21 protein-coding genes are annotated in these 23,412 nt (G+C 73.7%); 14 read left to right on the forward strand and 7 right to left on the reverse strand.

All coding sequences use genetic code 11. The features are described 5' to 3' along the window. Window positions 1–85: 85 nt before the first annotated feature. A complete protein-coding gene (gene purU, locus ACIRVF_RS00510; protein WP_402811679.1) occupies window positions 86–952 on the forward strand; it encodes a formyltetrahydrofolate deformylase in 867 nt (288 codons plus the stop codon). Window positions 953–1,059: 107 nt separating this feature from the next. Here the strand turns inward: purU and ACIRVF_RS00515 are convergent, their stop codons facing one another. Further along, window positions 1,060–2,259, reverse strand: coding sequence for a zf-HC2 domain-containing protein (locus ACIRVF_RS00515; RefSeq protein ID WP_402812916.1), 1,200 nt, complete (start codon window positions 2,257–2,259; stop codon window positions 1,060–1,062). Next, a complete protein-coding gene (locus ACIRVF_RS00520) occupies window positions 2,256–2,951 on the reverse strand; it encodes a sigma-70 family RNA polymerase sigma factor (protein WP_402811681.1) in 696 nt (231 codons plus the stop codon). Before ACIRVF_RS00520 ends, ACIRVF_RS00515 begins: the two co-directional genes overlap by 4 nt. Window positions 2,952–3,636: 685 nt before the next feature. Here ACIRVF_RS00520 and ACIRVF_RS00525 point away from each other — a divergent pair. Further along, window positions 3,637–4,110, forward strand: a complete 474-nt coding sequence (locus ACIRVF_RS00525; protein WP_402811684.1) for an ATP-binding protein — start codon at window positions 3,637–3,639, stop codon at window positions 4,108–4,110. Between the two features lie 522 nt (window positions 4,111–4,632). On the opposite strand, the gene ACIRVF_RS00530 is transcribed toward ACIRVF_RS00525, so the two are convergent. Next, window positions 4,633–5,616, reverse strand: a complete 984-nt coding sequence (locus ACIRVF_RS00530) for a GlxA family transcriptional regulator (RefSeq protein WP_402811687.1) — start codon at window positions 5,614–5,616, stop codon at window positions 4,633–4,635. 134 nt (window positions 5,617–5,750) lie between these two features. On the opposite strand from ACIRVF_RS00530, the gene ACIRVF_RS00535 reads away from it, so the two are divergent. From ACIRVF_RS00535 to ACIRVF_RS00550, 4 genes are all read left to right on the forward strand, one after another. Further along, window positions 5,751–7,088, forward strand: coding sequence for an MFS transporter (locus ACIRVF_RS00535; RefSeq protein WP_402811690.1), 1,338 nt, complete (start codon window positions 5,751–5,753; stop codon window positions 7,086–7,088). A gap of 32 nt (window positions 7,089–7,120) precedes the next feature. Continuing rightward, a complete protein-coding gene (locus ACIRVF_RS00540; protein WP_402811693.1) occupies window positions 7,121–7,648 on the forward strand; it encodes a GNAT family N-acetyltransferase in 528 nt (175 codons plus the stop codon). Window positions 7,649–7,782: 134 nt separating this feature from the next. Continuing rightward, a complete protein-coding gene (locus tag ACIRVF_RS00545) occupies window positions 7,783–8,127 on the forward strand; it encodes a DUF4229 domain-containing protein (protein WP_402811696.1) in 345 nt (114 codons plus the stop codon). Window positions 8,128–8,289: 162 nt separating this feature from the next. Continuing rightward, window positions 8,290–9,285, forward strand: a complete 996-nt coding sequence (locus ACIRVF_RS00550; RefSeq protein ID WP_402811699.1) for a LacI family DNA-binding transcriptional regulator — start codon at window positions 8,290–8,292, stop codon at window positions 9,283–9,285. Window positions 9,286–9,427: 142 nt separating this feature from the next. Here the strand turns inward: ACIRVF_RS00550 and ACIRVF_RS00555 are convergent, their stop codons facing one another. Beyond that, window positions 9,428–10,657 carry an MFS transporter gene (locus ACIRVF_RS00555; protein ID WP_402811702.1) on the reverse strand — a complete coding sequence of 410 codons (1,230 nt, stop codon included), beginning with the start codon at window positions 10,655–10,657 and terminating at the stop codon, window positions 9,428–9,430. 476 nt (window positions 10,658–11,133) lie between these two features. Here ACIRVF_RS00555 and ACIRVF_RS00560 point away from each other — a divergent pair, with 476 nt between their 5' ends. Continuing rightward, window positions 11,134–12,483: a dicarboxylate/amino acid:cation symporter gene (locus ACIRVF_RS00560; protein WP_402811705.1), complete on the forward strand. Its 1,350-nt coding sequence runs from the start codon at window positions 11,134–11,136 to the stop codon at window positions 12,481–12,483. A 348-nt stretch (window positions 12,484–12,831) separates the two neighbouring features. Here ACIRVF_RS00560 and ACIRVF_RS00565 read toward each other — a convergent pair whose 3' ends face one another. Next, on the reverse strand, window positions 12,832–13,035 hold the full coding sequence (locus ACIRVF_RS00565) for a cold-shock protein (protein ID WP_030287184.1): 204 nt from the start codon (window positions 13,033–13,035) through the stop codon (window positions 12,832–12,834). Window positions 13,036–13,455: 420 nt separating this feature from the next. Between ACIRVF_RS00565 and ACIRVF_RS00570 the strand changes: the two genes are divergently transcribed. The 7 genes from ACIRVF_RS00570 (at window position 13,456) to ACIRVF_RS00600 (ending at window position 21,994) form a co-directional block, all read left to right on the forward strand. Further along, complete coding sequence (locus ACIRVF_RS00570; protein WP_402811708.1) at window positions 13,456–14,370, forward strand: menaquinone biosynthetic enzyme MqnA/MqnD family protein; 915 nt, start codon at window positions 13,456–13,458, stop codon at window positions 14,368–14,370. A 371-nt stretch (window positions 14,371–14,741) separates the two neighbouring features. Next, on the forward strand, window positions 14,742–16,460 hold the full coding sequence (locus tag ACIRVF_RS00575; RefSeq protein ID WP_402811711.1) for a serine/threonine-protein kinase: 1,719 nt from the start codon (window positions 14,742–14,744) through the stop codon (window positions 16,458–16,460). A gap of 194 nt (window positions 16,461–16,654) precedes the next feature. Beyond that, window positions 16,655–17,875 (forward strand): cyclic dehypoxanthinyl futalosine synthase, encoded by a 1,221-nt coding sequence (gene mqnC / locus ACIRVF_RS00580; RefSeq protein WP_380411597.1) that lies wholly within the window; start codon window positions 16,655–16,657, stop codon window positions 17,873–17,875. Window positions 17,876–17,949: 74 nt separating this feature from the next. Continuing rightward, entirely contained in the window at window positions 17,950–18,681 is a 732-nt protein-coding gene (locus ACIRVF_RS00585) for an imidazolonepropionase-like domain-containing protein (protein WP_402811715.1), read from the forward strand. A 309-nt stretch (window positions 18,682–18,990) separates the two neighbouring features. Next, a complete protein-coding gene (locus tag ACIRVF_RS00590; RefSeq protein WP_402811718.1) occupies window positions 18,991–19,587 on the forward strand; it encodes a hypothetical protein in 597 nt (198 codons plus the stop codon). Window positions 19,588–19,734: 147 nt separating this feature from the next. Then, a complete protein-coding gene (locus ACIRVF_RS00595) occupies window positions 19,735–20,430 on the forward strand; it encodes a demethylmenaquinone methyltransferase (RefSeq protein WP_402811721.1) in 696 nt (231 codons plus the stop codon). A 274-nt stretch (window positions 20,431–20,704) separates the two neighbouring features. Beyond that, window positions 20,705–21,994: a geranylgeranyl reductase family protein gene (locus ACIRVF_RS00600; protein ID WP_402812919.1), complete on the forward strand. Its 1,290-nt coding sequence runs from the start codon at window positions 20,705–20,707 to the stop codon at window positions 21,992–21,994. Window positions 21,995–22,027: 33 nt separating this feature from the next. On the opposite strand, the gene ACIRVF_RS00605 is transcribed toward ACIRVF_RS00600, so the two are convergent. After that, window positions 22,028–22,471: a MazG-like family protein gene (locus ACIRVF_RS00605; RefSeq protein ID WP_402811724.1), complete on the reverse strand. Its 444-nt coding sequence runs from the start codon at window positions 22,469–22,471 to the stop codon at window positions 22,028–22,030. A gap of 106 nt (window positions 22,472–22,577) precedes the next feature. After that, window positions 22,578–23,288: a peptidylprolyl isomerase gene (locus tag ACIRVF_RS00610; protein ID WP_402811727.1), complete on the reverse strand. Its 711-nt coding sequence runs from the start codon at window positions 23,286–23,288 to the stop codon at window positions 22,578–22,580. Between the last annotated feature and the right edge of the window lie 124 nt (window positions 23,289–23,412).

The raw sequence follows: 23,412 nt of genomic DNA on the forward strand, positions 1-23,412 counted from the left end.
TACGGGCAGCGGGGCGGCCACTGTCCAGGATGTGACACGCTGGACCATTCACGAACTCGCACGACCTCAGGACGGGATACCCCCAGTGGAACAGCAGCCGGCCAGCGCCCAGTACGTCCTCACGCTGTCCTGCCCCGACAAGCAGGGCATCGTCCACGCTGTCTCCAGCTACCTCTTCATGACCGGCTGCAACATCATCGACAGCCAGCAGTTCGGGGATGGGGACACCGGACTGTTCTTCATGCGGGTGCACTTCTCCGCCCCCGAGCCGGTCACCGCCGACAAGCTGCGGGCCAGCTTCGCCGCGATCGGCGCCTCCTTCGGGATGGACTGGCAGATCCACCCGACCGAGCAGCGGATGCGGATCGTCCTTATGGTCAGCAAGTTCGGGCACTGCCTGAACGACCTGCTCTACCGCACCCGGATCGGCGCGCTGCCGGTGGAGATCGCCGCGGTGGTCTCCAACCACACCGACCTGCGGGACCTGACCGAGAGCTACGGCATCCCCTTCCACCACATCCCGGTCACCAGGGACACCAAGGCCGAGGCCGAGCGGCAGCTGCTCGACCTGGTCGAGAAGGAGAACGTCGAACTGGTCGTGCTGGCCCGCTACATGCAGGTGCTCTCCGACGAGCTGTGCACCGAGCTGTCCGGCCGGGTGATCAACATCCACCACTCCTTCCTGCCGAGCTTCAAGGGCGCCAAGCCGTACCACCAGGCGCACACCCGCGGCGTGAAGCTGATCGGCGCCACCGCGCACTACGTCACCGCCGACCTCGACGAGGGCCCGATCATCGAGCAGGAGGTGGCCCGGGTCACCCACGACATCAGCCCGGACCAGCTGGTCGCGCTCGGCCGGGACGTCGAGTGCCAGGCGCTGGCCCGCGCGGTCAAGTGGCACAGCGAGCACCGGGTGCTGCTCGACGGCAGCCGGACCGTCGTCTTCGCCTGAGCCGCTCGGGTCCTCGCGGGGCCCGGGTCCTCCCGGGTCCCGTGTTCTCGCGGCTCCCGTGTTCTCGCGGGGCCCGTGTTCTCGCGGCTCCCGGAGTTCCGGGGCCCTCAGGGGCGTGACAGCAGCGGCAGCGCGTGCAGCACCTCGCGCACCGCGGCCCGGTCGCCGTGCTCGCCCACCGGCAGCCGGTCCGGGTCGCGGTGCGCGGCGGCCAGCTGGCACAGCTCCAGGCCGTCCAGCACCATCGAGGCCACCGGCTCGCCGCCGGGCGGCCCGGCCCGCTCGCCGTCCAGCGGCACCAGCCACTCGCCGGCCGCCGGACCGTCCACCACCAGCCGCAGCCGCCTCGCCCCCGGCGCGGACGCCGCGCCCGCTGCGCCCGCCGCGCCCGGCGTTCCGGCGGGTTCCGGGCGCGCCGCCCGCAGCCCGGCCAGTGCCCGCGGCAGCAGCCGGACCACCAGCTCCACCATCTGCCGCAGGTGCTGCGGCGCCGGAGGGTCGTACGGGTAGGCGACCGCGCGGGCCACGTCCTCGCCGTGCACGTAGCACTCCAGGGCGCGGTCCACGAAGGCGTCGCGCAGCGGCAGCACCGCGAAGCCGAGGTCGACCGGGGTGCTGCCCTGCGGGGCCAGCGCGGCGCTGCGCACCAGGTCGTGGGTCTGCTGGCGCCACCGGGCGCGCACCGACTGCGGCGGCAGCCCGGACTGGTCGGCGAGCAGCCGGGCGGTGCGCGTGGTGACCGCGGCGTACGGGCCGCCCTGCGGCGGCACCCGCGGCACCGGGGCGGCCGGCTCCTGCGGCGGCACCCGGCGCCCGGCCGGCGGTGCCGGCACCGGTGCGGACGGGGCGGCCACCGGGACGGGGTCGGGCAGCCCGAGCGCGAGTGCCAGGAAGCCGTCCACCGCGGTCAGCCGGCCCAGCACCTCGGCCGGACGCAGCAGCTCGGCGCCGCCGTGCCACGGCAGTTCGGCCACCTCCTGCCACTCCTCGGGGCCGAGGTCGCGCAGCAGCGCGTCGAGCTTGGCGGTCTCCGCGGTGTACGGCATCCCCCAGGCGGGAACGGGCAGTTCGGCCGGTCGGCGGGCCAGGCACCAGTCCAGCACCTGCTGGCGCAGCGAACCGGGCTGGTCCAGCGGCTCGTCCAGGGAGAGCCAGCCGGCCGCGTCGCGCAGCCGGGCCGCCTCCTCGGCGCACTCCGCGCAGCCGCGCAGGTGCTGCTCCAACTCGGCGGACTCGCGGGGCGGGCAGGCACCGAGGGACCAGGCGCCGAGCAGCGAGCGAAGGGCGTCGTGCCGCTCCTCGTTCATGTCCACCTGCCCCCGTCCACGTCGCCGTTACCGCCCCCGTTGCCGTCCCCGCCGCCGCGTTCCCCCGCCTCGCCGTGCTGCTGCCCGCGGTGCAGGTCGCGGTGCAGGTCGCCGTGCCCGCCCCGGTGCTCCGCGCCGGGCTCCTGGCGGGCGCGTTCGTCGGCCAGTTCGGTGGCCAGCAGCTCCAGGCCGAGCCGCATCCGCTGCTTGGCGGCCTGCTCGCTGATACCGAGCAGCCGGGCCGTCTCCTGGTAGGTGCGGCCGTCGTAGTACGTCACCGCGATGGTCTCACGCAGGGGTTGGGGCAGGGAGTCCACCACGTACTGCATGCGCGCGGCGGTCGCCACGGCGCGGATCTCCTCCTCGCTCGCGCGGGGGCCGCGTTCCGGCGCCCGCTCGGCGCCGCGGCGCGCCCGCAGCCGTTCGACCGCACGGCGGTGGGTGAGCGCGCCGAGCCAGGAGCGCAGCGATCCCTGGGCGGGGTCGAAGTCCTGGGGGTGCTCCCAGACGTGGGCGAAGATCTCCCGGGTGAGCTGGGCGGCGGCCGCCTGGTCGGCGAGTATCCGCCCGGCCAGGCCGTGCACCATCGGCGAGAGCCGGTCGTAGAGTTCGCCGAGCGCGGTCTCCTCGCCGCGGGCGAGACGCCGCTGCAACTGCTCGTCCCAGCGCGGGATCCGGTCCGGGGTGGCCATCAGGAACCACCCTCCCTGCCCGGTTCGCTTGGCGTTACCCCACGGTATCCCGTGGCCGGTCGGCGGCGGGAGTGAATCGGGCAAGAACGGAACCCCTCCTCGTGGTTCGGCGATTGCCCGGGGCACCCGGTTGCGGCTCGTGGAGGGGCGCGGGGGGTGCGGCGGGTCGCGGCCGATCCCGATGGTTCCCGGCGGCGGATCGTCACACGGCGGGACGGTCCGGTCGGGGGACCGTCCGCCGGTGCCGCTGTTCGACCCCCGCTGGACATATGTCGCACGGGTGGTTCGCGAGTGGCGGGCGGGGTGGCGGGGTTGTCCGGCGGTAGGTTCCCGCCAGGGCGTGTCCGACACGCGCTGAGCGGGACCGGTGTCGGCCCGGGCCGGACGAGCGCCGGTGCGAGGCTCGCGAGAGTGAACGGGACAGTATGCACTGCCCTGTCCCCCGATCGCCGGAATATGCCCGAAGCGCTTGCTGCCGTCCGCCCGCCCACCCATCCTGAGGCGTATTCGTGTCGCGACCTGTGCGCGACCGACGAGTTGGCGCGGGCGAGTGGCGCGGGTGGACGGGTCGGCGAACGCCCGGGCGAGCCCCGGGTGGCACCGGGCGAAGAGCGAGGGCCCCGCCGGCCGGCTGATCCGGCCCGATCGGGACGTTGGCCGAACTGCGAGTGCGGGTGGTGGAGCGGTGCAGGTTCTTCAGGTACAGCTTGCGGTGCAGGCGGACCCCTCGGAGGTCGGCCGGGCCCGCCGGTGGGTGCGCTCCCGGCTGCTGAACCACGGAGTGGACCCGGACGCGCCGATGGCCGAGACGGTGGTGCTGGTGGTCTCGGAACTGGTCACCAACGCCGTCGTGCACACCGGCTGTCCGGCCGTGCTGAGACTCTGCCTGCCGGTGGCCGACGACTCCGCGCAGGCCGGCCCGTCCGGTCTGCTGCGGGTGGAGGTGGCCGACGCCAGCCGGACCGCCCCGGTCCCCCGGCACGCCGGTGCGGACGAGGACGCGACCAACGGACGCGGGCTGGAACTGGTCGAGCTGCTCTGCGAGCGCTGGGGCTGGTACCCGGACGGAACGGGCAAGCGGGTCTGGTGCGAGATCGACACCCGGGCCCGGCCGGTGGACCCGATGGCCGGGGTGGACTGGGCGGCATTGGCTCAATAGCGGCTTCCGGGCCGGTCGGGGCGGCAGCGCGGACGCGCCGGCGATCACCGGCCGAAAGCTGACGCAACCATTCCGAATTTCGGACTAGCCATTGACGTGACGTATCCGACTGATCACGCTTGGGTGCGGCTCTCCGTTGCGAGGGGACGCCGAGGGGACGTCCGTCCGCGCCACGGTGCTGCTGTCCAGGGGGATCGCGTCAGCAGGGGGGATCGTGGACCGCCGGGCGCGGCCCGCTCCTCGGCGAGTGCGGAGGGCGCGGCGCGGGTTCAGGGCCCGTGCGCCGCGATCGGATGGCGGCCCGCCACGCTGCGCTCGACGCGCACGCGGTCGGCCGCCGTCCGGCGCGTCGCTCCGGAGGGGCGGATTCCGGCCAGGCGTCAGCCTCTTCCCAGGGTTCACTCAGCTTCACCCGGCTCTCGGCCTCCGGCCTCCGGCTCCCGTGCTCCGGCTCCCGTGTCCGGGCCCCGGACCTCCGCTCCCGGGCCCCGGGTCCGCGCGGGAACCGCCGTCCGGCCGGCGCTACGCCGGGGCGGCCCGGAAGGTGCGCCGGTAGGCGCTCGGCGCCACGTCCAGCCGTCCGCGCAGCTGCAGCCGCAGCGAGGCCGCGGTGCCGAAGCCGGAACGCCGGGCGACCTGGTCGATCGTCAGGTCAGTGCGTTCCAGCAACTGGCGGGCCCGCTCGGTTCGCTGGGTGGTGATCCACTGGCCCGGGCTGGCGCCGGTCTCCTCGCGGAAGCGCCGGGTGAAGGTCCGCACGCTCATGCCCGCCCGGTCGGCGAGCCGGCGCAGCGGCAGCGGCTCCTCCAGGTGCTCCAGCGCCCAGGCCCGGACGGCCGCGGTGCCGGTACCGGTGCCGGTGCCGCCGACGGTCACGGGGCTCGGGGCCTCCACGTACTGCTTCTGGCCGCCGTCGCGCCACGGCGGCACCAGGCAGTTGCGGGCCACCGCGTTGGCCACCGCGCTGCCGTGGTCGCGGCGCACCACGTGCAGGCACAGGTCCACTCCGGCGGCGACCCCGCCGGAGGTGAGGATGTCACCGTCGTCGGTGTAGAGCACGTCAGGGTCCAGCAGGACCTTCGGGTACGTCCGGGCGAAGAGCTCGGTGTAGCGCCAGTGGGTGGTGGCCGGGCGGCCGTCCAGCAGTCCGGCGGCGGCCAGCAGGAAGGAGCCGGTGCAGATCGACATCAGCCGGGCACCGGGCCGGATCCGCCGCAGCGCGGCGGCGAGTTCGGGGGTGAAGGGGGCGTCCGCCAGGTCCGGGTCGGAGTCGTGGGAGGCCGGGAGCACCACGGTGTCGGCCCGCTCCAGCAGTTCGGGCCCGTGGTCGACCGCGATCCGGAAGTCGGCGCTGGTGGCGACCGGGCCGCCGTCCAGGGTGCAGGTGGCCACCTCGTACAGCGGGCGGCCGGCGTCGTCCTTGGCGTTGCCGAAGATCCTTGCGGGGATGCCGAGTTCGAAGGCGATCGCGCCCTCCAGGGCGAGTACCGCGACCAGGTGCGCCATGCCGTTCCTCCCCGGGGCCCCGACCGGAGCGGGGCGCGTCCGGGCCAGGGTACGCGAGGGGGTGGCCCGATCCTTGCGAAAGCTGTCATCCAGGCCACTCGTCCGGGCGGCGCGGGCTCGGGAGACTCGTCCACGTGACCGAACGCAGTGCCATCGCCACCCCCTCCGCCGCCTCCAACGCCTCCAACGCCCCCGCATCCGGCCCCGGCCGGCGCCCCCGGGTGCACTACGCCTGGGTGGTCGCCGCCGTCGCCCTGCTCGTCCTGCTCGGCTCGGCCGGTTTCCGCTCCACGCCCAGCCTGATGATGGACGCCCTGCACAACGAGTTCGGCTGGTCGCTCGGGACGATCTCCAGCGCCACGTCCGTCAACCTCACCCTCTACGGCCTCACCGCCCCCTTCGCCGCCGCCCTGATGGATCGTTTCGGCGTGCGCCTGGTGGTCGTCTGCGCACTGCTGACCATCTCGGTCGGCGCCGGCCTCACCATGCTGATGCGCCAGCCCTGGCAGCTGGTCCTGTGCTGGGGCGTGCTGGTCGGACTCGGCAGCGGCTCGATGGCCGGCGCCTTCGCCACCACCATCACCGGCCGCTGGTTCCAGGCCCGTCAGGGACTGGTCACCGGTGTGCTCACCGCCGCCGGAGCAGCGGGAAACCTGGTCTTCCTGCCGGTCGGCGCCTGGCTGGTCGAGCAGCACGGCTGGCGCTCGGCCGTCGTCGTGGTCTCGCTCGCCGCCAGCGCCGTCGCCGTGCCCGTCCTGCTGCTGATGCGCGAGCGCCCCGCCGACCTCGGCCTGCTCCCGTACGGCGCCACCGAGGCGCCGCCCGAGCCGGTGCGGGACGCCCGCGCCCTGGCCCGCACCCTGCGGGTGCTGCGCGACGCCGCCCGCACCCGGCCGTTCTGGCTGCTGGCGAGCTCCTTCGCGATCTGCGGCGCCACCACCGCCGGCCTGGTCGGCACCCACTTCATCCCGGCCGCCCACGACCACGGCATGCCCGTCACCACCGCCGCGAGCCTGCTCGCCCTGATCGGCCTGTTCGACGTGGTCGGCACCGTCTTCAGCGGCTGGCTCACCGACCGGGTCGACTCCCGGCTGCTGCTCACCGTCTACTACGGGCTGCGCGGGGCGTCCCTGCTCCTGCTGCCGCAGCTGCTCGCCGGCTCGCTACAGCCGCCGATCCTCGCCTTCGTGGTCTTCTACGGCCTGGACTGGGTCGCCACCGTGCCGCCGACCGTCGCCCTGTGCCGCCGTCACTTCGGCGAGGACGCCCCGATCGTCTTCGGCTGGGTGCTCGCCGCCCACCAGGTCGGCGCGGCCGTCGTCGCCGGACTGGCCGGACTGGCCCGCGACGCGCTCGGCAACTACGACCTGACCTGGTACGGCGCCGGCGCGCTGTGCGCGGTCGCGGTCGGACTCTGCCTGGCGCTGGGCACCGGTCGGCCGACCGATCGGGCCGTGCCCGCCCTCTCGTAAGCGCGTTCGAGCGGACGGCTAGGCTCCGCTTCATGGCGCTCACGTTCACCCTGGATCCGAAGCTCGACCCCGACCTGCGCACCGCCGTCGTCCGGCTGTGGACGGACGTGACCAACGCGGGCGGCGCGGTCGGCTTCGTGGCCCCGGTCACCGAGGAGGAGGTCCGGGACACCGCCGACCGCCAGTTCGCCGGGGTCGACCCGGACGGCCCCGACCGGCTGCTGGTCGCGCACGAGAGCGCGACCGGCCGGCTGGTCGGGGTGCTGTTCTTCGCGTCGATGCGCTTCGGACCGATGGAGCACTGGCGGATGCTCAAGCGGGTCATGGTGCACCCGGACTTCCAGGGCCTCGGCCACGGCGCCGAACTGCTCGCCGAGGCCGAACGGGTCGCCCGCGCCTGGGGGTTGGAGGCGCTGCGGCTCACCGCGCGTGGCGGCCTCGGACTGGAGCGCTTCTACGCCCGTTGCGGCTACCGGGAGGTCGGCCGGGTGCCGGCCGCGATCCGGGTCGCCCCGGGGGACGACCGCGACGACGTCACCATGTGGCTGGACCTGCGCTGAACCCGGCCGGGGGCCGGCCGGGGACCCGTCGGGGGCTTCCCCGGCGAGGAGCGGCGGACCCCTGGCCCGAGCCGGGTGTCAGGCATGCTTGACTGGAAGTCCCGCCCCGGCGCGAACCAGAAGGATGTGTCCCAGTGAGCAGCAACGGCCCGCAGAAGTCGCACGCCACGCTCCGCTACACCTCCATGCGGGCGAGCATCTTCCTCGGCTGCCTGCTGGTGGCCCTGCTGCTGGGGCACTTCGGGGTCATCCCGGTGAGCGGCGAGGCCGGGGTGGTCTTCCTGGTCCTGCTGGCCGCGATCGCCTCCGCGCCGCTCAGCTACGTGCTGCTGAGCAAGCAGCGCGACGAGATGTCCTCCCAGATCACCACCAAGGTCGCCGGGATGCGCAGCCGCACCGCCGATCGGATCGCCAGCCAGAACGCCGAGGAGGACGCCGCGGACGACGCCGCCCGCGCGGCCACCGCCGGGCAGAGCTGACGCCGGGCGCCGCCCGCCGTGGCTGCTGATCCTTCCCGGGCCGACCGGCCCGCCGGTGCCGAAGGGGCCGTCGAGGCGGACGGGTCCGCCGAAGTCGCTGAGCCTTCCGGTGCCGACCGGCCCGCCGGTGCCGACCGGCACGCCGGGACGTGGCCGGCCCCCGTGCGCCGCCCCACCGGGCGGGACGTGGCCCGGCTCGCCGGGGTGTCCCAGGCCACCGTCTCGCTGGTCTTCTCCGGTGCCGAGGCCGGTCGCCGGGTCTCCGAGGCGACCCGGGAACGGGTCCGCGAGGCCGCCCGCAGCCTCGGCTACCGCCCGCAGGCGGCCGGCCGTCAACTGCGGCTCGGCCGCAGCGGGATGATCATGCTGGCGGTGCCGAACCTCCAGGGCCCGTTCTTCGGCCGAGTGCTGGAAGGCGTCCACCACGAGGCCGGCCGGCACGGCCTGGCGGTCGTGGTCAGCTCCGGCTGGGGCAGCGAGACCCTCGCCGAGGCCGCCACCGCCGGCCGTTTCGACGGCCTGCTGATCTGCTCCCCGGACGACAGCCAGCTCGGCGAGCTGCCGCCCGACACCCCCGCCGTCTTCCTGGACGCCGATCCCGGCACCGACCGGGCCCGCCCGACCGTCGAACTCGACGTGGCCGGCGGGATGCGGGCCGCCGTCGAGCACCTGGCCGCCCTCGGGCACCGCCGGATCGGGCACCTGCGCTCCACCCACGCCGCGTACACCTTCCGGGTCCGGCAGGCCGCCTTCGAGCAGGCCGTGCGCGAACTCGGCCTGGAGGTCGTGGAGTTGGGCGTGAGCCTGAACGAGGGGTACGCGGCCGCGCGGAGCGTGGCGGGGGAGCTGCTGGAGCGGGCGGACCGCCCGCGCGCGGTGATCTGCGACGACGACGTGGTCGCCTCCGGGGTCTACCAGGCCGCCGCCGAGCGGGGGTTGCGGGTGCCGGACGACCTCTCCGTGGTGGGCATGGACAACGTCGCGGTCTCCGGGCTGCTCGCCCCGCCGCTGACCACCGTCGACCTGCCCGGCGAGGAGCTCGGCCGGGCGGGGGCGGCGGCGCTCGCCGGACTGCTGCGCGGCGAGCGGGTGGAGCCGGTGGCGCCGCTGGCCACCGCCCTGGTGCAGCGTTCCTCGACGGCCCCGGCGCGACCCTGACGGGACTGGGACTGGGACTGGGGCTGGGGCTGCGGCGGCTGCGACCGGGACTGCGCCTCCGCCTCCGCCTCCGCCTACGGCGAAAGGACTGCGCCCGCCGGCCAGACCCCCGGCGGGCGCAGTCGTCTGTGGGGCGGGCCGGTCAGCCCACCGGGAGCGGCTCGGCGGGCTCGACGGGCACTCCGGAGGTGACCGCGGGCGCGGAGCGGAACCAGCGGCGGGCGCCGAACAGCACCAGTGCGCCGAGCGCGATCCCGCCCGCCGCGCACACCGCGACCGGGCGCAGCGAGGAGTCCTCGGCGAGGTGGCCGGAGACGGCGTAGCCGAGCGAGTTGCCGGTGGCGAACAGGGTCACCAGCCAGGCGAAGGCCTCGGTGACCGTACCGGTCGGGGCGAGTTCGGCGACCAGCACGAAGGCGGCCGCGAGCAGCGGGGCGAGCACGATGCCGGAGAGGAAGGCCAGTGCGGCCATCGGGTACGGGCCGGGCAGCGTCACCAGCGGGAGGTACGAGGCGGCCATCGCGAGGGCCATCAGCCAGGTTCGGGTGGCGGTGCTCCGCCGCCAGTTGACCATGCCGTAGGCCAGCGCGCCGAGCAGGCCGCCGAGCGCGGCCAGGGCCAGCAGGGTGCCCCCGCCGCCGGGCAGTCCGCCGGCGTGCCGCTCGGCGTAGGCGATGAAGAGCACGTTCTGCGCGCCGACCGCCCAGCCGGCCCCGGCCAGTCCGATCAGCAGCAGCACCAGGCCCGGGGAACGCAGCGGGCCGAGCAGTCCGGCGGACTTCTCGCGGGCGGGGGCGCGCCAGGCCCGGGCGGGGGCGGCGGTGGCGACGACCAGGGCGCCGGCCAGGCCGAGTCCGGCGGCCACCCAGAGTGCGGCGACCGGGCTGAACAGCCCGGCGATCCCGGCGACGGCCAGCGGCCCGGCCACGTAGAGGATCTGCTGGGAGGCGGAGTCGAAGGCGTACGCGGTGTCGAGCTGTTCGTCCTCGACCACGTCCGGCCAGAGCGAGCGCAGGCAGGGTTCCAGCGGTGGCATCGCCAGGCCGGCGACGGCGGCGCCGAGGGGCGCGGCGACGGGGGAGCCGGGGGCGAGGGCGAGCAGCGCGTACCCGCCGCCGGCGACGACGGCGGAGGCGAGCAGGACGCGGGGCTGCCCGGTGCGGTCGACGATCCGGCCGAGCACCGGTCCGCCGACGGCGGCGGCGAGCGCGTAGACGGAGGTGGCCAGTCCGATCCGGCCGTACGGGACGCCGGCCTCGCGCAGGGCGAGGGCGATCACCAGGGCGGTCATACCGGCGGGCAGGCGGCCGAGCAGGGTGCCGAGCAGGAGTCGGGTGACGTGCGGGGCGCGGAGCAGGGCGAGATAGCCCATCGGTGGTCTTCTCCGGTGTCTGGGCAGGGGAGGGCTGGGAGGGCCGGGACTCCATCAAAGTTATACGTATAACTGCTGGTCGGTCAATCCGGTCGGGGCGCTGGGCTGATGGGGCGTCAGCATCGTTCGTGTCCGGATCCCACCCCGGGGCGGGCTCGGGATTCGGCCCCACCTCAAACAACTACTTTGAACATCTCAAACCTTTACTGCTAACGTATCGACCGTGACCACCTCAGACGCACTGCGGATGCACGGCCCGGGCCCGCGGCCCGGAGCCGCCCGCCCGTGTGCTCTGACCGGTGCTGTGGACAGCCCGCGCCGTTGTCGCGCCATGGGCTGTACGGGCATGAGCTGTACCGCGGCGGCACGCCCCTGAACCGGGGCCCGAGCCTCTCCCACGTCCGGCCCCGTGCCGTGCCGCCTCCTCCGCCCCACACCCCACCGTCAGCAACGCCCTCCCCCGGAGTCGCACCCCCATGTCCACAGCGCCCGAGGCGACCTCGTCGCCGTCCGTGCTCGCCCGCATCCGCAAGACGCCGTTCTGGGTGCAGATCGTCGCCGGCCTCGTGCTCGGCGTCGGCCTCGGCTACCTGGCCCGTGCCGCCGACATCTCCTGGCTGGCCACCACCCTGGAGACCATCGGCAAGATCTTCGTCCAGCTGCTCAAGCTGGCCGTGCCACCGCTGGTCTTCACCGCGATCGTGGTGAGCGTCGCCAACCTGCGCAACGTCACCAACGCGGCCCGGCTGGCCACCCGCACGCTGCTCTGGTTCATGATCACCTCGCTGGTCGCGGTCGGCATCGGCCTCGGCCTGGGCCTGCTCACCAACCCCGGCCAGGGCACCAACCTGAAGACCGAGGGCCTCAAGGCACTCGACTCCAAGGGCACCTGGATCGACTTCCTGACCGGGATCTTCCCGACCAACATCGTCGACGCCTTCGTCAAGGTGAACGTCCTGCAGATCGTCTTCATGGCGGTCGTGGTCGGCGCCGCGATCATCAAGCTCGGCACCAAGGCCGAGCCGGTCCTCAAGCTCAGCGAGACCGTGCTGGAACTGACCCAGACCGCCCTGTGGTGGGTCATCCGGCTCTCCCCGCTCGGCACCCTCGGCCTGATCGGCAAGTCCGTCGCCAAGTACGGCTGGGACCTGCTCAAGCCCTTCGCCACGCTGACCCTCGACATCTACGTCGGCTGCGCGCTGGTGCTGTTCGTCGTCTACTCGCTGGTGCTGCGCTTCGCCGCGGGCCTCAACCCGCTGCACTTCTTCAAGGGCGCCTGGCCCGCCATCCAGCTGGCCTTCGTCTCCCGCTCCTCGGTCGGCACCCTGCCGGTCACCCGCCGCGTCACCGAGCGCCTCGGCGTCCCGAGCGAGTACGCCTCCTTCTCGGTGCCGTTCGCCGCGACCACCAAGATGGACGGCTGCGCCTCGATCTACCCGGCCGTCGCCGCGATCTTCGTCGCCCAGGTCTACAACATCGAGCTGGGCATCAAGGACTACATCCTGATCGCCTTCGTCTCGGTCGTCGGCTCGGCCGCGACCGCCGGCCTCACCGGCGCGATCATCATGCTGACGCTGACCCTGTCCACCCTGGGCCTGCCGCTGGAGGGCGTCGGCCTGCTGCTCGCCATCGACCCGATCCTGGACATGATGCGGACCGCGACCAACGTCGCCGGTCAGGTGGTCGTGCCGATCGTGGTCGCGGCACGGGAGCGGATCCTGGACGTGGCCGCGTACAACAACCCCTCCGGGGACCTGTACGAGGAGGACGCGCCGAAGGCCGCCGTCCCGGTCCTGGCCGACGCCAAGGGCGCGGTCACGGCCTGATCCGGGTCTTCGGGCCGTCCGGGTCTTCGGGCCGGGCGGGTCTTCCGGTCGCCCGGGTCTTCGGGCCGCCCGGGTCTCCTGGCCGCCCGGGTCTCCCGGTCCGGTTGTCCCGGCCAGTTCACCGCTGGGTGTGCGAAGGGCCCTCCCCCGATGGGGAGGGCCCTTCGGCGTTCCTCGTCACCCCTTCCCGGTGCGCCTCCGGGAGGAGGCGGGAGGCCCGGAAAAGGCAGGGGGCCCGCCGCGATGGGCAGGCCCCCTTGGGTGCTGCTCTTGTGCTCATGGTGACGGCTGTCGGGAGCCGCCGGCGGACCCGAAGGGGTCCCGAGCGATCAGAACATCAGAGGATGGTCAGACGGCGGTGACGTTCTCCGCCTGCGGGCCCTTCGGACCCTGGGTGACGTCGAAGGTGACCGCCTGGTTCTCCTCCAGCGAACGGAAGCCGTTCGCGTTGATGGCGGAGTAGTGGACGAAGACGTCGGGGCCGCCGCCCTCCTGGGCGATGAAGCCGAAGCCCTTCTCAGCGTTGAACCACTTGACGGTTCCCTGAGCCATGCCGTTCTCCTTGCGATGCGTGTCGGGGGCCACACCGTGTGGTCCCCGGTCCGCTGCGCTGATCGCCCTGCCTCCGGACGAGTCCGAAGTTTTTCGATATTGCTGAAAAACTACAAAAAGCCCGCGGTTACATGCTCCGCAGGCTTCAAGTACTGCAAGGGGAATCAAACTGCAACTGAGGGCAACGCTAGCATGCGGCCGCTGTGACGACCAGGGGTCACTTGCCCTGCGGACGGGGCGTGTCGTACGCCCCCGGGAACGTGCCGGGAGAGCGCTGGGAGCGGGCGCTGGAAGGCGCGTTGGAGGCGTGCACGGCTCTGACGAGGGGCGTTCCCGCGCGTGTCGGGTGGCCGGTGCGGGCCGTCGTGAACAGCGGGCATACGCTGCGGGGAAGCGCACGAACAGCAAGGGAGCGGCGCAGTGGCAGCACCGGACGCGCAAAAGCGGGAGCCCGACGAGCCCGAAGGGAACACCCCGGTCAGGCCGCGGGTCGGCCATATTCAGTTCCTGAACTGCGTCCCCCTCTACTGGGGCCTCGCCAGGACCGGGAACCTGCTCGACCTCGACCTCACCAAGGACACCCCCGAGAAGCTGAGCGACCAGCTCGTCGGCGGCTCCCTCGACATCGGGCCGATCACCTGCGTGGAGTACCTGCGCAACGCCGACGACCTGCTTGTCCTGCCCGACATCGCGGTCGGCAGCGACGGCCCGGTGATGTCCTGCCTGATCGTGAGCAAGGTGCCGCTCGCCGACCTCGACGGCCGCCGGGTCGCCCTCGGCTCCACCAGCCGCACCTCCGTCCGGCTCGCCCGGCTCCTCCTGGAGGAGCGCGAAGGCGTGCGCCCGGACTACTTCAGCTGCCCCCCGGACCTCAGCGCGATGCTCGCCGAGGCCGACGCCGCCGTCCTGATCGGCGACCCGGCCCTGCGCGCCTACCTCGGGCAGGCCGCCGACCTCGGGCTGACCGTCCACGACCTCGGCGAGATGTGGAAGGAGTGGACCGGGCTGCCGTTCGTCTTCGCCGTCTGGGCCGTGCGCCGCGAGTTCGCCGAGCGCCGCCCCGAGCTCACCGCGGCCGTCCACCGGGCCTTCCTGGAGTCCCGCGACCTGTCGCTGGTGGAGGCCGCCAAGGTCGCCGAGCAGGCCGCCCGCTGGGAGGCCTTCGGGGCGGACGTGCTGGAGCGGTACTTCAGCGAGGCGCTCGACTTCTCGCTCGGTGAGCGGCAGCTGGCCGGGGTGGCCGAGTTCGCCCGGCGGGTCGCGCACGACAGCGGCTTCGCGCCGGACGTGGCGGTGCGGCTGCTGGAGCCGGCGGCGTTGCCGGTCGGGCGGTAGGCGGTAGGCGGTAGGCGGGAGGCAGTCGGGCGGTAGGCGGGAGGCAGTCGGGAGGCAGTCGGGGGATGGGCCCGGCGGCGGGGTGGGTCGCGGGTCGGAATCGCGGGTCGGAGTCGCGGGTCGGAATCGCGGGTCGGAATCGCGGGTCGGAGTCGCGGGTCGGAGTCGCGGGTCAGAGGGGAGGCCCGGCGGGTCGGGTGCGGTCGGGCGGTCGGTGGTCGTGACGGCCGGACGGCGGTTCGCCCGGCCCGGTACGGTCTGCTCCCGAGGCGCGTCCGGCAGAGTTGCGCGGGGTGCGGTTCGGGAGCGGCGTACGCGGCCGGGCACCCGCCCGGAGCCGCGCGTGCGCGTGCGAGGGGAGCGTGCGGGGCATGCGGGCACTGGGGTCGGACGATCCGCGCCGGGTGGGCGCCTACCGGCTGCTGCGGCGGCTCGGCTCGGGCGGGATGGGCCGGGTCTACCTCGGCCGGACGGCCGGTGGCCGCACCGTCGCGGTCAAGGTGGTGCGGACCGAACTCGCGGACGACCCGGAGTTCCGCGCCCGCTTCCGCCAGGAGGTGGCCGCCGCCCGCAGGGTCGGGAGCACCTGGACGGCGCCCGTCCTGGACGCCGACACCGAGGGCGAGCAGCCCTGGGTCGCCACCGGCTACGTCGCGGGCCCCGCGCTCGCCGACGCCGTCCAGGAGCACGGGCCGCTGCCCGAGGTGTCCGTCCGCGCCCTCGGCGTCGGACTCGCCGGGGCGCTCGCCCACGTGCACGGGCTCGGCCTGGTGCACCGCGACGTCAAGCCCTCCAACGTGCTGCTCACCCTGGACGGACCGCGGATGATCGACTTCGGGATCGCCAGGGCCCTGGACGCGACCAGCGGGTTCACTCGTTCGGGTTATGTAGTGGGCTCGCCCGGCTTCATGTCACCCGAGCAGGCGAACGGACAGACCGTGGGACCGGCCGGCGACGTCTTCTCGCTCGGCGCCGTCCTGGCCTTCGCCGCCAGCGGCGTCCACCCCTTCGGCGAAGGCGTCAGCGCGGCCGTCCTGCTCTACCGGGTGCTGCACGAGGAACCGGACGTGACCGGGCTGCCCGAGGGGCTGCGGTCGGTCGTCCTCGACTGCCTGGCCAAGGACCCGGCCGCCCGGCCCACCCCGCAGCGGCTGGCCGCGCAGCTGGACCCGGACGGCGCGGCCGCCGCCCGGCTGCCGCGGGGCGACTGGCTGCCGGCGGCGCTGGCGGCGGGGGTGGGACGCAGCGCGGTGGAGCTGCTGGACCTGGAGGGGGCCGAAGCGGGCCCGGTCGGGGGCGAGGGCGCGGCCGAGCGCGGGGCCGAGCGCGGGGCCGAGCGCGGGGCCGAGGGCGGGGCCGAGGGCGGGGCCGAGGTGGTGCGGACCCCGACCCTGGTTCCGGGGGGCCGTCCGGTGCCACGGGCGGTGCCGGAGCCCGAGCCGGTGCGCAGGGGGCGGACGGATCCATGGACGCGGCGGGCCGGGCTGGCGGGGGCGGCGGTGCTGGTGGCCGCGGTGCTCGGGGGCGGCGGGTACGGGCTGTACGCGATGACCCATCGGCCGGACCCGGTGGTGACGGGGCCGTCGGCCTCGGCTTCCGTGTCGGCCGCCACTACGGTGTCGGCCGTCGCCACGGTGTCGCCGTCCGGGGCCGGTGCGACGGGCGGGTCGTCCGCGACGGGTGCGACGGGCGCGGTGGGTGCGACGGGCGGCCCGAGCGCAGTGCCGGCGGCGTTCCTGGGCACCTGGAGCGGCGACATGGTGACCGACAAGGGACTGCCCGGCGGCACCACCACGCTCACCGTCCGCCAGGCGGCGATCGGTCAGGAAGCCACCACCAGCCGCAACGCCCTCTCCGGACTGATCTCGATCAGCTGTGAGGGCGCCTGGACGCTCCGGTCGGTCTCCGACACCGTGCTGGTGTTCCAGTCCCGGCTGGTGAAGTCGTCGATCCCCGGCGCCTGCACCGGTGGCTCCGACACGGAGACGCTCACCCTCCAGGCCGACGGGACGATCCGCTTCACCTCCGCCGACCCGGCGGCGGGGAACCCCACCGGGACGATGCGCAGGGTGGACGGGGCGAAGGGGTGAGGGGGTGAGGAGGGTGAAGGGGTGAGGGGGCGAAGGGGTGAGGAGGGTGAGGGACTGAGGGTTGGGGAGGTGAGGCGGGGCACGCCCCGGCGGGCTGCGGCGCAGTTCAGCGGGCTGACGCGGGCGCCCGAAAGGCCTGGCGTAGGCTGGTTCGGCCGTACCCCAGTAGCACTTGAGAGAGAGAAGGCCGTCAGGTGACCGAGCTCGCAGCGACCACCCTCGATGCGTCCAGCACCGACCTGCAGGCCGTGCTCGACCGGGCCGCCGCCGGCGGCCGGATCACCCCGGAGGAGGCGCTCGACCTCTACCGGTCCGCGCCGCTGCACGCGCTCGGCTCCGCCGCCGACGCGGTGCGCCGCCGCCGCTACGCGGGTACCGAGCACATCGCGACGTACATCATCGAGCGCAACATCAACTACACCAACGTGTGTGTGACGGCGTGCAAGTTCTGCGCCTTCTACGTGCCGCCGAAGAGCGACAAGGGCTGGTCCCGCGAGCTCGACGAGATCCTGCGCCGCTGCGCGGAGACGGTCGAGCTGGGCGGCACCCAGATCATGTTCCAGGGTGGCCACCACCCGGACTACGGCGTGGAGTACTACGAGCGCGCCTTCTCGGCGATCAAGGCCGAGTTCCCGCAGCTGGTGATCCACTCGCTGGGCGCCTCCGAGGTCGAGCACATGTCCCGGATCTCGGGCGTCTCCATCGAGGAGGCCATCACCCGGATCCACAAGGCGGGCCTCGACTCCTTCGCCGGCGCCGGCGCCGAGCTGCTCCCGGAGCGGCCGCGCAAGGCGATCGCCCCGCTCAAGGAGTCCGGCGAGCGCTGGCTGGAGATCATGGAGGCCGCGCACGGCCTCGGCGTGGAGTCCACCTCCACCATGCTGATGGGCACCGGCGAGACCAACGCCGAGCGGATCGAGCACCTGCGGATGATCCGCGACGTGCAGGACCGCACCGGCGGCTTCCGTGCCTTCATCCCGTACACCTACCAGCCGCAGAACAACCACCTGAAGGGCTCGACCCAGGCCACCGTCTTCGAGTACCTGCGGATGATCGCGATCGCCCGCCTGTTCCTCGACAACGTCGCCCACATCCAGGGCTCCTGGCTCACCACCGGCAAGGAGGCGGGCCAGCTGTCGCTGCACTACGGCGCGGACGACCTCGGCTCCGTGATGCTGGAGGAGAACGTCGTCTCGGCCGCCGGTGCCAAGCACCGCTCCAACCTGACCGAGCTGATCCACCTGATCCGCGCCGCCGACCGCGTCCCGGCACAGCGCTCGACCACGTACGAGCACCTGCGGGTGCTGGACGACCCGGCGAACGACCCGGTCGATCCGCGGGTCGCCTCGCACATCGCCTCCACGGCGATCGAGGGCGGCACGGCGCACCCGGAGCTGAAGATCCTGGACAACTGAGTCCTGCGCGTCCTGCGCGTTCTTCGCGTCCATCGAGCCCGTTGGAGTTCTTTGCCGGGGGGCTCGTCGAGTCCTTGGAGCCCGAACCGGTGCTGACCCTCCACCGGGCGGCCCTTGTGCTGCCCGACCCGGCCGATCCCACCGTCCCGTCCTTCGCCGACGGGGCGGTGGTGGTGCGCGGCGAACTGGTCGAGGCCGTCGGGCCGTACAGGGAGCTGGCTGCGGCGCACCCGTCGGCGCGGGTGCGGGACTGGGGCGCGGCCGCCGTGCTCACGCCCGGGCTGCGCAACCCCTGGGGGCAGCGGCTGCTGGAGCGGGACTACCACCCGGACCCGCGCGAGGAGATCGGCGTCGAGCCGGTGGCGGACGGGCTGGTGGGCTGCACCGACGAGACCCGGTACGGGGCGAGCGCGCGACGCGGGCTGCAGCGGATGCTCGGGTACGGGGTGACGGCGGTGGCCGGGCCGTTCGAACGGGCCGCGGTGCGGACGGCGGTGGCGCGTTCGGGGCTGGGGGCGCTGCCGGGGGCCTCCGGTGCCGGCGCGGGGTCGCTGGACCCGCTGGCGGTGCTGCCGCTGGCGCTGGCCGTGCACGGCCGGGTGGCGGCCGGTGGGCGGGCGGACTTCGCGGTGTTCCCGATGGCGTCGGCGCTTCCGGTTCTGCCGGCGCTGCCGGAGCTTCCGGTTCTGTCGGAGCTTCCGGTGCTTGCGGTGCTGCCCGGGGAGAGTGCGGGTGGGGTGCGGCCGGTGCCCGGTGGGTGCCTGGCGACGGTGGTGGGCGGGCGGTTGGTGTACCGGCGGCGGTGACCCCTCGGCGGTGACCCCTCGGCGGGAGCCGGTGACCTGAGGCCGGTGGGCGGCTGTCAGTGACCGTGACCGGCCGGTGTGACGTACTCATCAGTATTCGGATTGCCTTGGCGCGTACGGAACTTGCTTCGTGTGCACCCGAACTGCCGCGCTCTCCCAGGGGGGTGATTGCCATTTCGCCGTGACCTGAGGGCCCGCCAGCGGATACGATCCCGGACAGCTCACTCCGTACCGTCACCACACCACCGCCCGTGCCCGCGGGCGGCGGGGCCGTGTCCCCGGCCCCGGAGGCAAGCCAGGACAGGAACCATGCGAACCGCGACCGTCCCCCCGCCGCGATCCCCGCGGTTGGGCCGTGGTTGGTACCTCGCCGCCGTGCTCAGCGCCGTGCTGGCCGTCGGGATGTGCCTGCTCGGTTGGCGCCAGGCCGACCAGGCCGACCGGATCGCGGCCCATCCGGTGAGAGTCGAGGGTGTCGTCACCCAGCTGCCGACCGGCGGCGGCACGTACAGCGCCGTCAGCTACAAAGTGAGCGGCCAGCCGCACACCGCGGCCGCGCTGCCGCTCGCCGACGGCGCCAAGGTCGGCGACCCGGTCTGCCTGGAGCACGCGGCCGACGACCCGGGAGCCGTACGGGTCTGCGGCGACACCTACCCCCAGCCGGTCGGCGTGGGGCTGGCCCGGTTCAGCGTGCCGGTCGCCGTCGTGCTGTTCCTGATCTGCGTGCTGCGCATCCGGCGCCACCGGCGGGCCTTGGCGGTCCGTGCCGGGCAGGGCCGGCTGGCTGCCAACCTCGCGCTGGCGACCGGGGCGCTGGCCGAGGGGATGCCCGCGATAACCCAGGGCAAGCGCTCCCGGCGCAGGCGGCGCGCGGGCGGGCGGCGGGGATCGCACCAGGGCGGGTGACCGGTGGGGGCGGTCGGCGGTCGGTTCGTGCCGGTCGGTGGATCGGCAGGGCGGCCGGTGGTCGGGTTCGTGCCGGTCGGGCCCGTGGTGCTCTCCCGGTGTGCCCCGTTGGTCGGGACGCCCGTCACAGGGTGAAGAATGGGGGGCGTGACCCGAGCCTCCCTGGACAAGCAGCCGCACGAAGTCGCCGCCATGTTCGACGACGTCGCGGCCAAGTACGACCTCACCAACGACGTGCTCTCCCTCGGCCAGGCCCGCGCCTGGCGCCGGGCGGTGGCCGAGGCGGTCGACGCCGGACCGGGGGACCTCGTGCTCGACCTCGGGGCCGGCACCGGCACCTCCTCGCTGCCCTTCGCCGAGGCGGGGGCCAAGGTCGTCCCGTGCGACTTCTCGGTCGGCATGCTGACCGAGGGCAAGCATCGCCACCCCGAGCTGCCGCTCACCGCCGGCGACGCCACCCGGCTGCCGTTCGCGGACGACACCTTCGACGCGGTGACGATCTCCTTCGCGCTGCGCAACGTCCAGGAGACGGAGACGGCGCTGCGCGAGATGCACCGGGTCACCAAGCCCGGCGGCAAGCTCGTGATCTGCGAGTTCTCCACGCCGACCTGGACGCCGTTCCGGACCGTCTACACCGAGTACCTGATGCGCGCGCTGCCGCCGGTCGCCACCGCCGTCAGCAGCAACCCGGACGCGTACGTCTACCTCGCCGAGTCCATCAGGGCCTGGCCGGACCAGCCGGCGCTGGCCGCCCGGATGCAGGAGAGCGGCTGGTCGAAGGTCGCCTGGCGGAACCTGACCGGCGGGATCGTCGCGCTGCACCGCGGGTACAAGTCCGCGTAGCGGGGGCGGGCGTGGGGTGAGGGCGGGTGGCGGGTCGTGCTGCCCGTCCCGTTCCGCGCCGCCCGGTCCGTTCGGCGTCGCCCGTCCCGTTCCGTCTGTCCGGCCCTGTCCCGTCCGGTCCCGTCCGGTCCCGTCCGGTCCCGTCCGGTCCCGTCCCGCGTCGGGGCGCGGGCGACTCCGGTGGCGTGAGCGGAACTAGACTGCCGGAGACAAAAGCCGCCATCCCCCGCCGCAGCTCCAGGAGTGTGTCCACGTGTCCGAGACCGCAGCCGATCTGACGAAGCCGGACAGCACGGTCGAGAGCACCGCCGACGTCATCGTGGTGGGCGCGGGCCCGGCCGGCTCCACGACCGCGTACTACCTCGCCCAGGCGGGGCTGGACGTGCTGCTGCTGGAGAAGACCGCATTCCCGCGCGAGAAGGTCTGCGGCGACGGCCTGACCCCGCGCGCCACCAAGCAGCTGGTGGACATGGGCATCGACGTCTCCACCGAGAACGGCTGGCTGCACAACAAGGGCCTGCGCATCATCGGCGGCGGCGTCCGGCTGGAGCTGGACTGGCCCGAGCTGGCCTCCTTCCCGGACTACGGCCTGGTCCGCAAGCGCGCCGACTTCGACGAACTGCTGGCCCGTCAGGCCGAGAAGGCCGGCGCCCGGCTCTACGAGCGCTGCAACGTCAGCGGGCCGGTCCTGGACGACCGTACCGGCCGGATCGTCGGTGTCACCGCCAAGCTCGGCGAGGAGAAGCGGCCGGTCACCTTCCGGGCCCCGCTGGTGGTCGCCGCCGACGGCAACTCCACCCGGCTCTCGCTCGCCATGGGCCTGCACCGCCGCGAGGACCGCCCGATGGGCGTCGCCTACCGCACCTACTTCAACTCGCCGCGCCACGACGACGACTACCTGGAGTCCTGGCTGGAGCTGTGGGACACCCGCGGCGGCCAGCGCAAGCTGCTGCCCGGCTACGGCTGGGTCTTCGGCATGGGCGACGGCACGTCCAACGTCGGCCTCGGCATCCTCAACTCCTCGCCCGCGTTCGGCGAACTCGACTGGCGAGAGGTGCTCAAGGCCTGGTGCGCCGGCATGCCGGAGGAGTGGGGCTACACCCCCGAGAACATGACCGAACCGATCCGCGGTGCCGCGCTGCCGATGGCCTTCAACCGGCAGCCGCACTACACCCGCGGCCTGCTGCTCGTCGGTGACGCGGGCGGCATGGTCAACCCGTTCAACGGCGAGGGCATCGCCTACGCGATGGAATCCGGCCAGATCGCCGCCGGCGTCATCGTGCAGGCCCACGCCCGCCTCACCGAGGGCGGCCGCGAGCGCGCCCTGCAGGCCTACCCGCGCATCCTCAAGGACGTGTACGGCGGCTACTACACGCTCGGGCGCGCGTTCGTGAAGATGATCGGCAACCCCAAGGTGATGCAGCTCGCCGCCCAGCACGGCCTGCCCCGGCCGCTGCTGATGCGCTTCACCCTCAAGCTGCTCGCCAACCTCACCGACCCGAAGGGCGGCGACGCGATGGACCGCGTGATCAACGGGCTGGCGAAGGTCGCGCCCAACGCCTGATGCGCGGGTGCCTGACGGCGGGTGCCGGGGCGCTCAGGCCTTCGCCTCCGTCTCCTTTGCCGTCCTCCCCGCCTCCTCGCCCGCCGTTTCCTCCGCCTTCTCATCCGCCATCTGATCCGCCGCCTCATCCGCCGCCTCCTCGGACCCGTCGAGCGGGCGCCGGGAGGCGGCGGAGCGCTGTTCGACGTAGGCCAGGCGTTCGGCGAACACCCGGGCGGCGTCGGGGGTTAGTGTCCGCAGGGCCACGAGGGCGCTGAAGACGACGTCGCAGAGCTCGTGCTGGACGTCCTCCCAGGTGTGGGTGACGCCCTTGCGCGGGTTCTGACCGGTGGCGCCGATCACCGCCGCTCCGACCTCGCCGACCTCCTCGGAGAGCTTGAGCAGCCGCAGCAGGCGCTCCTCCTGCGGCGACTGCGTGCTGTGCTCGTCCAGCCATGCGACCAGGTGGTCGACGCTCTCCCAGATCCGGCTGTCCATGCGGTGCTGCTCCCTGCGGTGTCGTTGGTGCTGCCACCGTACGGGAGCGGCAACGGGGGGTGGGACCGGGCGGCTGCGCCCGGCCCTCCCGCCGGTCGGCCGCCGGTCAGTGCTTGCCGATCTTCACGTTGCGGATGTTCACGGGGACCTTGGGGTAGCCGTCGCCGGGGCCGTTCTGGTCGTCCTCGCCGGCGGCTGCAATCTTCTGCAGGACGTCCAGGCCGGCCGTGACCCGGCCGAAGGGGGTGTAGGCGGGGGAGAGTTTGGTGTCCTTCCAGACGATGAAGAACTGGCTGCCATTGGTGTTCGGACCGGCGTTGGCCATCGCCACGGTGCCCGCCGGGTAGGTGGCGCCGGTCAGGTTCTCGTCCGGGAAGGAGTAACCGGGGCCGCCGCTGCCCGTCCCGGTCGGGTCCCCGCACTGCAGTACGTAGATCCGCTGGGTGGTGAGGCGGTGGCAGTGAGTGCGGTCGAAGTAGTCGTGCTCGGCGAGGAACCGGAACGAGAAGGTGGTGCAGGGCGCCTTGTCGGTCAGCGCCTCGAAGGTGATCGGGCCCTGGTTGGTCCGCAGGGTCGCGTGGTACGGACGGGCGGCCTTCTGGGCGTCGAAGACCGGGATGCCCTTGAAGTTGTCGGCCGGGACGGCGGGCGCGTAGGTGCAGGCCGCGCTCTGGGCGGGGGTGGCGCCGGACGGCGCCGCGACGGCGGTGCCGGTGCTCGCCGCGAGCGGGAGGACGGTGGCGGCGGCGACCAGCGCCCAGTGCCTGCGCTTCACGTGACGGGCCTTCCGTGGGGTGGTGGACGGCATGCTTGTCATGGAGGCATCATCCACGGCCGGGTAGGTCTCCGGTAGGGGGCGGGGCGGCTGGGACTCCATTGTTCGCGTGGTGGTGATGGTTGGCCAGCTGTGTGCCCGGGAGGCCGGCTGGTCCGGCCTGCGG

It is taken from the genome of Kitasatospora sp. NPDC101157, from assembly GCF_044768255.1.
GTDB lineage: Bacteria > Actinomycetota > Actinomycetes > Streptomycetales > Streptomycetaceae > Kitasatospora.

Coding starts and splice junctions, on each gene's coding strand:
- ACIRVF_RS00515 (WP_402812916.1), bottom strand. CDS start 2,259: ATGAACGAGGAGCGGCACGACGCCCTTCGCTCGCTGCTCGGCGCCTGG.
- ACIRVF_RS00520 (WP_402811681.1), bottom strand. CDS start 2,951: ATGGCCACCCCGGACCGGATCCCGCGCTGGGACGAGCAGTTGCAGCGG.
- ACIRVF_RS00530 (WP_402811687.1), bottom strand. CDS start 5,616: ATGGCGCACCTGGTCGCGGTACTCGCCCTGGAGGGCGCGATCGCCTTC.
- ACIRVF_RS00540 (WP_402811693.1), top strand. CDS start 7,121: ATGGCGCTCACGTTCACCCTGGATCCGAAGCTCGACCCCGACCTGCGC.
- ACIRVF_RS00555 (WP_402811702.1), bottom strand. CDS start 10,657: ATGGGCTATCTCGCCCTGCTCCGCGCCCCGCACGTCACCCGACTCCTG.
- ACIRVF_RS00560 (WP_402811705.1), top strand. CDS start 11,134: ATGTCCACAGCGCCCGAGGCGACCTCGTCGCCGTCCGTGCTCGCCCGC.
- ACIRVF_RS00565 (WP_030287184.1), bottom strand. CDS start 13,035: ATGGCTCAGGGAACCGTCAAGTGGTTCAACGCTGAGAAGGGCTTCGGC.
- ACIRVF_RS00575 (WP_402811711.1), top strand. CDS start 14,742: ATGCGGGCACTGGGGTCGGACGATCCGCGCCGGGTGGGCGCCTACCGG.
- ACIRVF_RS00590 (WP_402811718.1), top strand. CDS start 18,991: ATGCGAACCGCGACCGTCCCCCCGCCGCGATCCCCGCGGTTGGGCCGT.
- ACIRVF_RS00605 (WP_402811724.1), bottom strand. CDS start 22,471: ATGGACAGCCGGATCTGGGAGAGCGTCGACCACCTGGTCGCATGGCTG.
- ACIRVF_RS00610 (WP_402811727.1), bottom strand. CDS start 23,288: ATGACAAGCATGCCGTCCACCACCCCACGGAAGGCCCGTCACGTGAAG.